The organism is Herbaspirillum sp. Her3, assembly GCF_057961275.1.
In genome coordinates this window covers 5,184,254-5,197,065 of sequence record NZ_CM176328.1, presented here as the reverse complement: position 1 = coordinate 5,197,065, position 12,812 = coordinate 5,184,254, and the positions used below count along the sequence as shown (strand labels likewise).

Genomic DNA, 12,812 nt, shown 5'->3' with positions numbered 1-12,812 from the left:
GCGGCCCGGCCACTTACAAGAACAGATAACGAGGGAGTACCCACAACACCATGGATGAATACGTCGTCATCGGCAATCCGATTGCCCACAGCAAATCCCCCGAGATCCATGCCCAGTTTGCCGCCCAGACCGGCCAGTCATTGCACTACGATCGCCTGCTGGTACCGCTGCACGGTTTCAAGGCAGCGGTGCAGGTATTTCTGCGGCGCGGCGGACGCGGCGCCAACGTCACCGTGCCCTTCAAGCTGGAAGCCCACGCCCTGGCCGATCACCTGAGCGAGCGCGCGCGCCTGGCCGGTGCGGTCAACACGCTCAAGTTCGAGGACGGCCGCATCCTCGGCGACAACACCGATGGCGCCGGCCTGGTCACCGACATCACGGTCAATGCCGGCCAGGCCCTGGCGGGCCGTCGCATCCTGTTGCTGGGCGCCGGTGGCGCCGCGCGCGGCGCCTTGCTGCCGCTGTTGCAGCAGCAGCCGGCCGAGCTGGTGATCGTCAACCGCACCCCCTCCAAAGCTGCCGAGCTGGCCCGGCAGTTCGCCCAATACGGTCCGGTCCGCAGTGCCGGTTATGCTGATCTGGAGGGCGCGTTCGACGTCATCATCAACGCCACCTCGGCCAGCCTGTCGGATGATCTGCCACCACTGCCGGTGTCGGTCTACGGCAGCGAGACCCTGGCCTACGACATGATGTATGGCCGTCAGCCCACGGTCTTCCTGCAGAGCGCCCAGCAGCATGGCGCCAGCGTGCGCGACGGCCTGGGCATGCTGGTCGAGCAGGCCGCCGAAGCCTTCCTGCTCTGGCGCGGCGTGCGGCCGGCAACTGCGGAGGTGTTTGCCAGCCTGCGCCAGCAATTGTCGCAATGAAGCCAGCCATCCACACCTGTAGAGGACTACAGGTGTGGATGACTGCAGGTCTGCATGACGATACGATCTCGCAACGATAGAACTCTGAAACAGAACGACCACCGGCACATGAAATCGCTCCGCAAGCTGCTCTTCTGGATCATCGTCCTGCCCGTCACGCTGGTATTGCTGCTGCAGCTGTACTTCTTCGTGCAGATCTGGTGGTGGAAGGATCACAATCCCGAGTCCACCAGCTTCATGCGCCAGCAACTGTCGTTGCTGCGCGAGAAGGATCCGAATGCCCAGCTGCAATTCCGCTGGGTGCCTTACGCGCGCATCTCCAACAACCTCAAGCGTGCCATCATCGCCTCCGAGGATTCCAATTTCTCCGAGCACGACGGCATCGACTGGGACGCCCTGCAAAAGGCCTACGAAAAGAACGAGAAGAAGGGCAAGGTGGTCGCCGGCGGTTCCACCATCACCCAGCAGCTGGCCAAGAACCTGTTCCTTTCGGGCGAGCGCAGCTATCTGCGCAAGGGCCAGGAATTCATCATCACCTACATGCTGGAATTCCTGCTGGACAAGCAGCGCATCTTCGAGATCTACCTCAACGTGGTGGAGTGGGGCAATGGCGTCTTCGGCGCCGAGGCGGCCGCCCAGCATTACTATCGCAGCAGCGCCGCCGGCCTGGGCGCCGAGCAGGCGGCACGGCTGGCGGTGATGCTGCCGCGTCCGCGCTACTACGACCGCAATCGCGGCTCCGGCTACCTGGCCGCCCGCACCAGCCTGATCCTGCGCCGCATGAACGCAGCCACGCTGCCGCCTGCGCACAAGTAATCCGCTGGTCTTGCCGAGCTTGCTTTGCGCTTGCCTGGCGCAGGGCTTGAACGTACACTTGCGCACGTTTCGCGCCTGTCATCACGGGGCGCCTGCACTTCCCCCCCGCGTTCCACCCAGCGAGAACCCATGATCAATGTATTCGTGTTGCAAAACGGACGACTGAGCCAGGTCAACATCGACAGCCGGACCGACCTGGAGCAGGCCGCCCCGGTCTGGGTGGACCTGACCGAACCGAATGACGAGGAGCGCGCCTGGGTCAAGAGCATCTATGGCGTGACCCTGCCCGACGAGGATGAATTCAGCGACATCGAAGCCTCGGCCCGCTACTTCGAAGCCGAGAACGGCGACCTGCACCTGCGCACCGACTTCCTCTTCGAAGGCGACGACGATTCGTCTTCCACCATGACGGTGGCCTTCATCCTGGCCCGCAACATCCTCTTCTCGGTACACGCCGAAGACCTGCCGGTATTCCGCCTGGTGCGCATGCGCGCGCGCTCGCGGCCCGGTTCCATCGGCGACTACCGCGACGTGCTGCTCGATCTCTACGAGACCGACGCCGAATATTCGGCCGATGCACTCGAAGGCATCTACCAGAAGCTCGAAGCGGTGAGCACCAGCGTGCTGAAGAAGAGCCTGTCCGACCAGGCCGCCGCCGACGTGCTCAACACCATCGCCCACGAAGAAGACCTGAACGGCCGCATCCGCCGCAACATGATGGACACGCGCCGTGCAGTCAGCTTCCTGATGCGCGGGCGGCTGCTCAGTTCGGAGCAGTTCGAGGATGCGCGCCAGATCCTGCGCGACATCGAATCCCTGGATGGCCACACCGCCTTCCTGTTCGACAAGATCAACTTCCTGATGGATGCCACGGTCGGCTTCATCAACATCAACCAGAACAAGATCATCAAGATCTTCTCGGTGGCGTCGGTAGCCTTCTTGCCACCCACGCTGATCGCCAGCATCTATGGCATGAACTTCAAGGTCATGCCGGAACTGGATTGGGTGGTCGGTTATCCGCTGGCCATCCTGATGATGGTCGGTTCGGCCATTGCGCCGTTCTGGTATTTCCGTCGGCGCGGCTGGCTCAATTGAGCCCTGTCTGCTGACGGCGACGTCCTCATTTCTCCGACATCGCTTCCCGGGCTTCTCCGATTCCGGGCACCGGCACCGGGCGGCACACTGTGGTCATCGTCCATCGCATTCATGGAGAGGAGAACACCATGTCCGTCCGTCATCACTACATTTCGCTGGCCGTGATCAGCGCCAGCTTCGCCGGCCTGCTCATCGGCTGCGCCAGCCCGCAACAGGCACCCTATGGCGCCGCACCGACTTCGCAAAACGATGAACGCGTGGCCGCCTATTCCGGTACCGGCGTGGTCGAGGCCGTCGAAGTCACCCACAAGGAAAGCAACGGCGTGGCCGGTGCGGTCGTCGGTGGTGTGGCCGGTGGCCTGCTGGGCAACGCCGTCGGTGGCGGTACGGGCCGCGTACTGGCGACGGTGGCCGGTGCTGCCGGTGGTGCCTATGCCGGTAACCAGGTCCAGCGCAACAGCTCGGCAGGCCAGCAGGTCTACAACATCCGGGTGCGCATGAGCGATGGCTCGCTGCAGACCTTCGCGCAGGAAGACAATACCGATTTCCGTGTGGGCGATCGTGTGCGTCTCGATAACGGTCGTATCAGCCGTTACTAATTGTTTTTTTATTTTGATACCGATCCGTTCGGTATTGAAATAAAAACAAAGCCGTCCGCTTCGACACGGACGGCTTTGTCGTTTCTGTTGATCCGTTTCAGGCCGGATACAGCGCGCCCAGCACCCGCGGTCCGCGCGCTCCCGTCACTGCGGGCAGGTTGCCCGGCAGCCGCAGATCGAAGCGGCGCGCCAGCCACGCGAAGGCCAGCGCCTCCACATGCTGCGGCGCTACGCCCAGCACGGCGGTCGATTGCACGCTCGCGCGCCCCTGCAATTGTTGCTGCAGCAGCCGCATCAGGAAAGCATTCTCGGCACCGCCCCCACAGACGTAGACTTGCCGGGCCGCAGGGGCATGCGCGCCGATGGCATCGGCAATGGTGCTGGCCGTGAGCATGGCGAGGGTGGCCTGCACGTCTTGCGGCGCAAGGGGCTGGCCGGTACGCAGCAGTGCCGCCTGCAGCCAGTCGAGGTGGAACAGGTCGCGTCCGGAACTCTTGGGTGGCGGGGCACGGAAGAAGGGCTCGTCGCGCAATTGCGCCAGCAGGGCCGCATGCACCTGGCCAGAGGCGCCCCAGTCGCCATTGGCGTCATAGGCGCGTTGCTGATGCAGATGAATCCAGCCATCCATGAGCGCATTGCCGGGCCCGGTATCGAAACCGTAAGCGCCGTCTTCCCCGGCCGGCAGGATGCTGATGTTGGCGATGCCGCCGATATTGACCACCACCCGCGACTGCGTTTGCTCGCCGAAGAGGGCGCGATGGAAGGCCGGCACCAGCGGCGCACCCTGGCCGCCTGCAGCCACGTCGCGGCTGCGCAAATCAGCCACCACATCGATGCCGCACAGCTCGGCCAGCAGCGCCGGGTTGTTGGTCTGGCGCGTGAATCCCAGTTCGGGACGATGACGGATGGTTTGTCCATGCACCCCGACCATGCGCACGTGCGCGGCCGTCTTGCCCGCCTGCAGCAGCAACTGCGCCACGCAATCGGCGTAATGCACCGCCAGCGCATTGGCGGCCAGGGCTTCGCGTTCGATCTCGTTGGCGCCGGCCGACTGCAAGGCCATCAGGTCCGCGCGCAGATGCGCGGGGAAGGGGACGTAGGCCGCTGCCAGCGTAGCTGAAATGGCCTGGCCGTCGAATTGGGCCAGCACGCCATCCACGCCATCCAGACTGGTGCCGGACATCAGGCCGATATACAAATTGGAAGAATCGTTCATGGGAGGCAGGGCAGAAAAAGAAAAGGGCGGCCGCTGATTCTACAGCGGCCGCCCCCACAGGCGATACGTGACAGCAGCAGCTTACTTCGCTGCAGCCAGCTTCACATCCGGCGCACCCGGCACGCGCAGCATGGCCATACGGTGCTGCATGTCGGCGGCCACCGTGCGGAAGCGCTGCAATTGCGGACCGGTCAGCGCCTGGTTGTTGGGCACGTCCACCGACAGCGGATCGCGCGGCTGGTTGTTGACGCGGAATTCGTAATGCAGGTGCGGCCCGGTGGCCCAGCCGGTCATGCCGACGAAACCGATCACGTCGTTCTGGCTGACCTTCATGCCCTTTTTGATATTGGGCGCGAAGCGGCTCATGTGGCCGTAGGCGGTGGAGTAGCCGCTCCAGTGCTTGATGACGACGATGTTGCCATAGCCATTCTGCTGGCCCACGAAATCGACCACGCCGTCAGCGGCTGCATGGATGGGGGTGCCGGTGGGGGCTGCGAAGTCCACGCCGGTGTGCTGCTTCCACTTGCCCAGGATGGGGTGCAGGCGCATCGAGAAACCGGACGAGATACGGGTGAAGGCCAGGGGCGACTTCAGGAAGGCCTTCTTGAGCGACTTGCCATCGAAGGCATAGTAGCCGCCCCCGCCGGTCTTGCTGGCGGGGTCGCTGAACCACACGGCCTGGTAGCGGTTGCCGGCATTGTCGAATTCACCGGCCAGCACGCGCCCGGTACGCACCAGGTCGCCGTTCTGGTAGTAGGTCTCGTAGACCATGTTGAAGCGGTCGCCGCGGCGCAGGTCGGAAGCGAAGTTGATGTTGGTGGCGAACATGTCCACCAGCTGCATCGCCACCGCATCGGGGATCTGCGCGGCATCGGTGGCGGCGAAGAGCGAGGAGAAGATGATGCCGGCGCGCATTTCCACGCGGCGTTCCAGCACGGCGGGTTGGGCTTCGGCGGTCAGCTTGCCGTCGTGGCGCGAGATCACCAGGTTCTTGGGGGTGTCGCTGCCGTCGTCCAGCGTGGCGGAGAGCTTGATGAGCTCGCCGTTGTCATCGGTCTGGGCCACCACACGCTTGCCGGCGCGCAACTGCATCACCGTGCGCGCCAGGGTGTCGGACTTGATGAAGGCGGCGGCCTCGTCGTCATCCACGCCCAGGCGGTTGAGCAGGGTGGCCAGGGTGTCGCCGCTGCGGACCTTCTCTTCGTTGACGTAATACTGCGAGCGTTCTTCCAGCGCACTGATCTGCTGTTGCAGGTCGGGCAGGGCCAGTTCCTTCGAGATCGGGTTGACCGGGGCATCGCGCAGGTCAGGCTCGGCCGGCGCGAAGCCGGCGGCACCGATGGTGAAGGCGGCCAGGAAGAGGGCGCTGGCGCCGATGATGCGGGTCTTGGGCGAGGAGGCGGCGACTTTGTGGTGGCAGGACTGCAACGCGGAGAAGCACAGGGACGAGACGTGCTTGAGTTTATCTTGTGGGAACATGCAAACCGAATACGTTAAAATCTGACGTTTCCGTGGCGGATGGCGGGTACGGCTGCAATGCGGCGTTTCCTGTCCCCTTCGCCGTGTTGCGCCCGCGAAACATCGCCTACGGGTCGAGAACGTTTTCCTGCTGCTGAGCTTCTGAGGCCGCGTCCTGGCGCTGGGCAGAAAAAACGAAAGTCGGAATTATAGCAACACGATTTAGCGGTCCTGTCCTACAAAAGCCTATTTTTTAGTTATATCGATGAACGCCGATCAGTCCACCTCTCCCGCCGCTGCAGCTCCTTCCCGTTTGCCCCTCACCGACAAGGTGCAGGAGGCCCTGGCCATCACCAAGCGCGGCATCGATGAGCTGCTCATCGAAAGCGAATTTGCGCAAAAGCTGGCGCGCGCCGAGCAAAGCGGCCAGCCGCTGCGCATCAAGCTGGGCCTGGACCCGACCGCACCTGACCTGCACCTGGGCCACACGGTGGTGTTGAACAAGATGCGCCAGCTGCAGAACCTGGGCCACCAGGTGATCTTCCTGATCGGCGACTTCACCTCCATGATCGGCGACCCGTCCGGCCGCAACGCCACCCGCCCGCCGCTGTCGCGCGAGCAGATCGAGGTCAACGCCAAGACCTACTTCGCCCAGGCCAGCCTGGTGCTGGATCCGAGCAAGACCGAGATCCGCTACAACTCCGAATGGTGCGACGCCCTGGGCAGCCGCGGCATGATCCAGCTGGCCTCGCGCTACACGGTGGCGCGCATGATGGAGCGCGACGACTTCACCAAGCGCTTCAAGGAAGGCACCCCGATCTCGGTGCATGAATTCCTCTACCCGCTGATGCAGGGTTATGACTCGGTGGCCCTGAAGTCCGACCTGGAACTGGGCGGCACCGACCAGAAATTCAACCTGCTGGTGGGCCGCGAACTGCAGAAGGATTTCGGCCAGGAGCCGCAGTGCATCCTGACCATGCCGCTCCTGGAAGGCCTGGACGGGGTGGAAAAGATGTCCAAGTCCAAGGGCAATTACATCGGCATCACCGAACCGGCCAACACCATGTTCGCCAAGGTGATGAGCATTTCCGACGTGATGATGTGGCGCTACTACGAACTGCTGTCCTTCCGTTCCATTGCCGAGATCGCCGGCTTCAAGGCTGATGTCGAAGCCGGCAAGAATCCGCGTGACATCAAGGTGGCCCTGGCCCAGGAAATCGTGGCCCGCTTCCACTCGCAGCAGGCCGCCGAAGATGCGCTGGCCGACTTCGTGAACCGTTCCAAGGGCGGCATCCCGGATGACATCCCGGAAGTCTCGCTGACCGGCGCCCCGCTGGGCATCGGCCAGTTGTTGAAGCAAGCCAACCTGTGCGCCTCCACCTCGGAAGCGCTGCGCATGGTCGAGCAGGGTGGCGTGCGCATCGATGGCACCGTCATCAGCGACAAGGGTTTGAAGGTCGAGGCCGGCCAATGCGTGGTGCAGGTGGGCAAGCGCAAGTTCGCCCGCGTCACCCTGGCGTAAGCTGGAGCGCGCATGATCGCTCTCTTGCAGCGGGTCAGCCAGGCCGCCGTGGTGGTGGATGGCCAGACCCTGGGCGCCATCGGCACCGGGCTGATGGTGCTGGTCTGCGCCGAGCGCCATGACACCGTGGCCGAGGCCGATGCCTTGTTGAAGAAGCTGCTGGCCTATCGTGTCTTCGGAGACGAGGCCGGCAAGATGAATCGCAGTGTTGCCGATGTGCAAGGTGGCCTGCTGCTGATCCCGCAATTCACGCTGGCGGCCGATACCAATTCGGGCACGCGGCCGTCCTTCACCCCGGCGGCGGCGCCGGAACTGGGACGGCAATTGTTCGATCACTTCGTGGCACAGGCGCGTGCGCGCCACGGCCAGGAGCGGGTGGGAACAGGGCGCTTTGGAGCCGATATGAAGGTTTCTCTCACCAATGATGGCCCGGTGACCTTCTGGCTGCAGATCAAGCCCAAGGTGCCGGTGCCCGATATGAACGTTGCTGTATAAAACCCATCCCGGCATTGAAGCCCGGGGGCGTGGCCCCAAATGGATTCGTACTGCGTGTTGAATGTGGCCTTACTTTAGGAGGTGATATGAAATTCTGGAGCGATTCTTTCAAGGACGGTGCCAACATCCCCGGCGAATTCGCCTTTGCGGTGATGGACCCCAAGACCCATGTGGCCCTGTCTGCCAATCGCAATCCGCACTTCGCCTGGAGCGACCTGCCGGCCGGCACGAGGTCGCTGGCGCTGGTGGTGCATGATCCGGACGTGCCCTCGCGCGGCGACGACGTGAACCAGGAAGGCAAGACCGTGCCGCTGGAGCTGCCGCGTGTGGATTTCTATCACTGGACGCTGGTCGACATTGCGGCCAATGTCAGCGAAATCAAGGCCGGCCAGTTCAGCAATGGCGTGACCGCACGCGGCAAGCCGGGCCCGGCGGTGCTGGGCGACGTGATGCCGGGCGCGCGCCAGGGCATCAATGACTACACCGGCTGGTTTGCCGGCGACGGCGACATGCGCGGCGACTACTTCGGCTATGACGGTCCCTGCCCGCCGTGGAACGATGCGCTGGTGCACCGCTACATCTTTACGCTCTATGCATTGGACGTGGAACAGCTGCCGGTGGCCGGCAACCTGGAAGGCTCGGTGGTACTGACCGCGCTGCGCGACCACGTGCTGGAGCAGGCTTCGATCACCGGCCTGTACACCCTCAACCCGAACGCGGTACCGCGTAGCTGAATTCCCCGCATGACCGACATCCTGCTGATCCGACACGGCGAAACCGACTGGAACGTGGACAAGCGCCTGCAAGGGCATATCGACATCGGCCTGAACCAGGCTGGCCGGCGCCAGGTGCTGGCGCTGGGCGAGGCGCTGGCGCGGGAGGGCATCGATGCCGTCTTCGCCAGCGACCTGCAGCGCGCCCGCGATACCGCGCAGGCGGTGGCGGACGCGGCGGGTTTGTCGGTGCAGATCGACCCGGGTTTGCGCGAGCGCTGCTATGGTGCCTTCGAGGGATTGCGCCATGTGGAGATCGAGGCGCGTTATCCCGAGGCTTATCGCCAGTGGAAAGCGCGCGAACCGGACTTCCGTTATCCGGCCGGCGAGCGCATCGCCGAGACCATGCGCGAATTCTATGAACGTTCAGTAGAGGCCGTGCAGCGCGTGCTGGCGACGGGCCGCTATCGCAAGGTGGCCATCGTCACCCATGGCGGTGTGCTGGAATGCGTGCATCACTGGGCCAGCCAGAGCTCCTTCGCCCAGCCACGCACGTTCGACATCTTCAACGCCAGCGTCAACCGCCTGCACTGGGATGGCCAGCGCGCCCACATCCGCTCCTGGGGCGAGATCGGGCATCTCCAGCGGGAGACGTTGGATGAGGTGGATCGCTAGCGCCCGGCATCCCTTGCCAGGCATCAACCTGACAGGTTCACTGTCGGCCTTGGATGACGGAATTTCCTGTGCGGTGATATTTGATGTTGGCATTTGACCAACAATCAAACCTGCCCAATAAATAATCAGCCCTAAAGATGTAACCGCGCCCGATTCTTGTTGGGCGGGGCCGGGCAATCGCGCTAAAATAGCGCCCTTCCCCGAACCTCCCCCTGATCCACGTCGTGAACATTGGGCCCTATTCCCTGCGCAACAACGTGTTCGTCGCCCCCATGGCGGGTGTGACCGACCGTCCGTTCCGCCAGCTGTGCAAGCAGCTGGGGGCAGGGTATGCCGTGTCTGAAATGGCGGCGTCCGATCCGCGGCTGTGGCAGAGCGAGAAGACTTCGCGGCGCATCAACCACGATGGCGAGATGGAACCCAAGGCGGTGCAGATCGCCGGGGCCGATCCCGCCATGCTGGCCGATTGCGCGAAGTACAACGTCGAACGCGGCGCGCAGATCATCGACATCAACATGGGCTGCCCGGTCAAGAAGGTCTGCAACAGCTGGTGCGGTTCGGCCCTGCTGCAGGACGAGGAACTGGTGGCGCGCATCCTGGACGCGGTGGTGTCGGCGGTGGACGTGCCGGTGACCCTGAAATTCCGCACCGGCTGGAACCGCGCCAACAAGAATGCCCTCAAGATCGCCGCCCGCGCCGAAGCTGCCGGTATCGCCATGCTGACCCTGCATGGCCGTACCCGCGCCGACGGCTACAGCGGTGAAGCGGAATACGACACCATCGCCGCCGTCAAGGCGGCCGTGACGATCCCGGTGGTGGCCAACGGCGACATCACCACGCCCGAGAAGGCGCGCGAGGTGTTGCGCATCACCGGCGCCGATGCCGTCATGGTCGGCCGCGCCGCACAGGGGCGGCCCTGGATCTTCCGCGAGATCGACCACTTCCTGCGTACCGGTGAACATCTGCCGGCACCGCTGGTGAGCGAAGTCGAGCACCTCATGGCCGAACACCTGCAAGCCCACTACGCCTTCTATGGCGACTACCTGGGCGTGCGCACGGCGCGCAAGCACATCGGCTGGTACGTGCGCGACCTGCCGGGCGGCGAGCAGTTCCGCCGCAGCATGAACCGCATCGAAGACTGCGGCCAGCAGTTGCAGGCGGTGCGGCAATTCTTTGCCGCTCAGGCCGTGCATGGCGAACGCCTGCAATACGGACTGGCCGACGAGGTGCCGCTGGCTGCTTGAGGCAGCCTGGCAAGAGAGCAGCACGCACGGCAGAACAGGGTATCGGATGCGCTGGCCCCGGTGGCAACGGCGGGCGCAATTGATCAACAACATGGCCTCACCATGCACCATCGCGCCCAGGGGGAAAACGGCGCGTGGGACGTGCGGGTGGCGCCGACAAGAACAGAAGCAGCACAGCAATGAGCAAAGAAAGTATTGAGGATGTCGTCAAGAAGAGCCTGGAAAAATATTTCCGGGATCTGGGTGAACAACTGCCCACCAATGTCTATGACATGGTGCTGGCCACGGTCGAAAAACCGGTCTTCGAGACCGTGATGGCGCGCGCCGAGGGCAATCAGTCCCAGGCCGCCGAGATCCTCGGCATCAACCGCAACACGCTGCGCAAGAAGCTGCAGCAGCACGGCCTGCTGTAGCCTCGCGCTGCCGTGCCGGTACCGCCCTGGCGGGCGCCGGACGGTGTGCGGGTGCAGCTTCCTTCCACGGTTTTTCCGGTTTCCTTTTCCTTACCAGTCTTGCCTACCATGATCAAACAAGCACTCATTTCCGTATCCGACAAGGCAGGCGTGCTCGACTTCGCGCGCGCGCTGTCCGCCATGGGCGTCAACATCCTGTCCACCGGCGGCACCGCCAAGCTGCTGGCCGACAATGGCGTGCCGGTCACCGAAGTGGCCGACTACACCGGTTTCCCGGAAATGCTGGATGGCCGCGTGAAGACGCTGCATCCCAAGGTGCACGGCGGCATCCTCGCTCGCCGCGATTTCCCCGAGCACGTCGCCGCCCTGGAACAGCACGGCATCCCCACCATCGACATGGTGGTGGTGAACCTGTACCCGTTCCAGCAGACCGTGGCCAAGGACGAGTGCTCGCTGGAAGACGCGATCGAGAACATCGACATCGGCGGCCCGGCCATGCTGCGTTCCTCGGCCAAGAACCACAAGGACGTCATCGTCATCTGCGACCCGACCGACTATGAAGGCGTGCTGGCTGACCTGAAGTCCGGTGGCGACCTGCCCTACGAAAAGCGTTTCGCGCTGGCCAAGAAGGTCTTCGCCCACACCGCGCAATACGACGGCGCCATCACCAATTACTTCACCTCGCTGGGTGAAGACAAGCAGCACAGCACCCGCAGCGCCTATCCCGCCACCCTGAACCTGCATTTCGAGAAGGTGCAGGACATGCGCTATGGTGAAAACCCGCACCAGAGCGCCGCCTTCTACCGCGACATCAAGAAGGTCGATGGCGCCCTGGCCAATTACACCCAGTTGCAAGGCAAGGAACTGTCCTTCAACAACATCGCCGACGCCGATGCCGCCTGGGAATGCGTCAAGAGCTTCGACCCGGCCACGGAAGCTGCCTGCGTCATCATCAAGCACGCCAACCCCTGCGGCGTGGCCATCGGCGCCAACCCGCTGGAAGCCTACAGCAAGGCCCTGCAGACCGACCCGACCTCGGCCTTCGGCGGCATCATCGCCTTCAACCGCGAAGTGGACGCTGCCGCAGCCGAAGCCGTGGCCAAGCAGTTCCTGGAAGTGCTGATCGCCCCGTCCTTCACGGCCGAGGCCAAGCAGATCTTCGCGGCCAAGCAGAACGTGCGCCTGCTGGAAATCCCGCTGGGCACGGGCCTGAACGGCTATGACTTCAAGCGCGTCGGTGGTGGCCTGCTGGTGCAGTCGCCCGATGCCAAGAACGTGCTGCTGGCCGATGTGAAGGTGGTCAGCAAGAAGCAGCCGACCCAGCAGCAACTGCAGGACCTGATGTTCGCCTGGCGCGTGGCCAAGTTCGTCAAGTCCAATGCCATCGTCTTCTGCGGCAATGGCATGACCCTGGGCGTGGGCGCCGGCCAGATGAGCCGTATCGATTCGGCCCGCATCGCTTCCATCAAGGCGCAGAATGCCGGCCTGACCCTGGCCGGTTCGGCCGTGGCTTCGGATGCCTTCTTCCCGTTCCGCGATGGCCTGGACGTGGTGGTCGATGCCGGTGCGACCTGCGTCATCCATCCGGGTGGCTCCATGCGCGACCAGGAAGTCATCGATGCCGCCAATGAGCGCGATGTCGTCATGCTGCTGACCGGCACCCGTCACTTCCGTCACTGATTGCGGCTTGCTGCAAAAAC

At 63.7% G+C, this 12,812-nt stretch carries 13 protein-coding genes; 11 read left to right on the top strand and 2 right to left on the bottom strand.

The window, feature by feature from the left end:
- The first annotated feature begins 50 nt into the window (after positions 1 to 50).
- From aroE to ACVC5H_RS23615, 4 genes are all read left to right on the top strand, one after another.
- Positions 51 to 866 carry a shikimate dehydrogenase gene (gene aroE / locus ACVC5H_RS23630; RefSeq protein WP_489620146.1) on the top strand — a complete coding sequence of 272 codons (816 nt, stop codon included), beginning with the start codon at positions 51 to 53 and terminating at the stop codon, positions 864 to 866.
- A gap of 108 nt (positions 867 to 974) precedes the next feature.
- Positions 975 to 1,682, top strand: a complete 708-nt coding sequence (gene mtgA / locus ACVC5H_RS23625; protein WP_489620145.1) for a monofunctional biosynthetic peptidoglycan transglycosylase — start codon at positions 975 to 977, stop codon at positions 1,680 to 1,682.
- A 129-nt stretch (positions 1,683 to 1,811) separates the two neighbouring features.
- The gene (gene corA / locus ACVC5H_RS23620) at positions 1,812 to 2,777 is read left to right on the top strand and encodes a magnesium/cobalt transporter CorA (protein WP_413458753.1); all 966 of its coding nucleotides are present in this window, start codon (positions 1,812 to 1,814) and stop codon (positions 2,775 to 2,777) included.
- A 128-nt stretch (positions 2,778 to 2,905) separates the two neighbouring features.
- A complete protein-coding gene (locus ACVC5H_RS23615) occupies positions 2,906 to 3,376 on the top strand; it encodes a glycine zipper 2TM domain-containing protein (protein WP_489620144.1) in 471 nt (156 codons plus the stop codon).
- 97 nt (positions 3,377 to 3,473) lie between these two features.
- Here ACVC5H_RS23615 and ACVC5H_RS23610 read toward each other — a convergent pair whose 3' ends face one another.
- Together ACVC5H_RS23610 and ACVC5H_RS23605 are read right to left on the bottom strand one after the other, a co-directional pair.
- A complete protein-coding gene (locus tag ACVC5H_RS23610; protein WP_489620143.1) occupies positions 3,474 to 4,592 on the bottom strand; it encodes an anhydro-N-acetylmuramic acid kinase in 1,119 nt (372 codons plus the stop codon).
- Positions 4,593 to 4,673: 81 nt separating this feature from the next.
- Complete coding sequence (locus ACVC5H_RS23605; RefSeq protein ID WP_489620142.1) at positions 4,674 to 6,071, bottom strand: peptidoglycan DD-metalloendopeptidase family protein; 1,398 nt, start codon at positions 6,069 to 6,071, stop codon at positions 4,674 to 4,676.
- A 244-nt stretch (positions 6,072 to 6,315) separates the two neighbouring features.
- On the opposite strand from ACVC5H_RS23605, the gene tyrS reads away from it, so the two are divergent.
- From tyrS to purH, 7 genes are all read left to right on the top strand, one after another.
- Complete coding sequence (gene tyrS, locus ACVC5H_RS23600; RefSeq protein WP_489620141.1) at positions 6,316 to 7,572, top strand: tyrosine--tRNA ligase; 1,257 nt, start codon at positions 6,316 to 6,318, stop codon at positions 7,570 to 7,572.
- Between the two features lie 12 nt (positions 7,573 to 7,584).
- Complete coding sequence (gene dtd, locus ACVC5H_RS23595) at positions 7,585 to 8,067, top strand: D-aminoacyl-tRNA deacylase (RefSeq protein ID WP_489620140.1); 483 nt, start codon at positions 7,585 to 7,587, stop codon at positions 8,065 to 8,067.
- 86 nt (positions 8,068 to 8,153) lie between these two features.
- Positions 8,154 to 8,801, top strand: coding sequence for a YbhB/YbcL family Raf kinase inhibitor-like protein (locus ACVC5H_RS23590; protein WP_489620139.1), 648 nt, complete (start codon positions 8,154 to 8,156; stop codon positions 8,799 to 8,801).
- A 9-nt stretch (positions 8,802 to 8,810) separates the two neighbouring features.
- On the top strand, positions 8,811 to 9,455 hold the full coding sequence (locus tag ACVC5H_RS23585; RefSeq protein WP_489620138.1) for a histidine phosphatase family protein: 645 nt from the start codon (positions 8,811 to 8,813) through the stop codon (positions 9,453 to 9,455).
- Positions 9,456 to 9,679: 224 nt separating this feature from the next.
- Positions 9,680 to 10,699 carry a tRNA dihydrouridine synthase DusB gene (gene dusB / locus ACVC5H_RS23580; RefSeq protein ID WP_489620137.1) on the top strand — a complete coding sequence of 340 codons (1,020 nt, stop codon included), beginning with the start codon at positions 9,680 to 9,682 and terminating at the stop codon, positions 10,697 to 10,699.
- 179 nt (positions 10,700 to 10,878) lie between these two features.
- Entirely contained in the window at positions 10,879 to 11,112 is a 234-nt protein-coding gene (locus ACVC5H_RS23575; protein WP_006463627.1) for a Fis family transcriptional regulator, read from the top strand.
- Positions 11,113 to 11,220: 108 nt separating this feature from the next.
- Complete coding sequence (gene purH, locus ACVC5H_RS23570) at positions 11,221 to 12,792, top strand: bifunctional phosphoribosylaminoimidazolecarboxamide formyltransferase/IMP cyclohydrolase (RefSeq protein WP_489620136.1); 1,572 nt, start codon at positions 11,221 to 11,223, stop codon at positions 12,790 to 12,792.
- Positions 12,793 to 12,812: the final 20 nt, after the last annotated feature.

What these genes read in the sequence shown, in the direction of transcription:
- ACVC5H_RS23575 (WP_006463627.1), top strand. Translation starts at nt 10,879, where the DNA reads ATGAGCAAAGAAAGTATTGAGGATGTCGTCAAGAAGAGCCTGGAAAAA.
- ACVC5H_RS23610 (WP_489620143.1), bottom strand. Translation starts at nt 4,592, where the DNA reads ATGAACGATTCTTCCAATTTGTATATCGGCCTGATGTCCGGCACCAGT.
- mtgA (WP_489620145.1), top strand. Translation starts at nt 975, where the DNA reads ATGAAATCGCTCCGCAAGCTGCTCTTCTGGATCATCGTCCTGCCCGTC.
- aroE (WP_489620146.1), top strand. Translation starts at nt 51, where the DNA reads ATGGATGAATACGTCGTCATCGGCAATCCGATTGCCCACAGCAAATCC.
- purH (WP_489620136.1), top strand. Translation starts at nt 11,221, where the DNA reads ATGATCAAACAAGCACTCATTTCCGTATCCGACAAGGCAGGCGTGCTC.
- ACVC5H_RS23585 (WP_489620138.1), top strand. Translation starts at nt 8,811, where the DNA reads ATGACCGACATCCTGCTGATCCGACACGGCGAAACCGACTGGAACGTG.
- ACVC5H_RS23590 (WP_489620139.1), top strand. Translation starts at nt 8,154, where the DNA reads ATGAAATTCTGGAGCGATTCTTTCAAGGACGGTGCCAACATCCCCGGC.
- ACVC5H_RS23605 (WP_489620142.1), bottom strand. Translation starts at nt 6,071, where the DNA reads ATGTTCCCACAAGATAAACTCAAGCACGTCTCGTCCCTGTGCTTCTCC.
- ACVC5H_RS23615 (WP_489620144.1), top strand. Translation starts at nt 2,906, where the DNA reads ATGTCCGTCCGTCATCACTACATTTCGCTGGCCGTGATCAGCGCCAGC.
- dtd (WP_489620140.1), top strand. Translation starts at nt 7,585, where the DNA reads ATGATCGCTCTCTTGCAGCGGGTCAGCCAGGCCGCCGTGGTGGTGGAT.
- corA (WP_413458753.1), top strand. Translation starts at nt 1,812, where the DNA reads ATGATCAATGTATTCGTGTTGCAAAACGGACGACTGAGCCAGGTCAAC.
- tyrS (WP_489620141.1), top strand. Translation starts at nt 6,316, where the DNA reads ATGAACGCCGATCAGTCCACCTCTCCCGCCGCTGCAGCTCCTTCCCGT.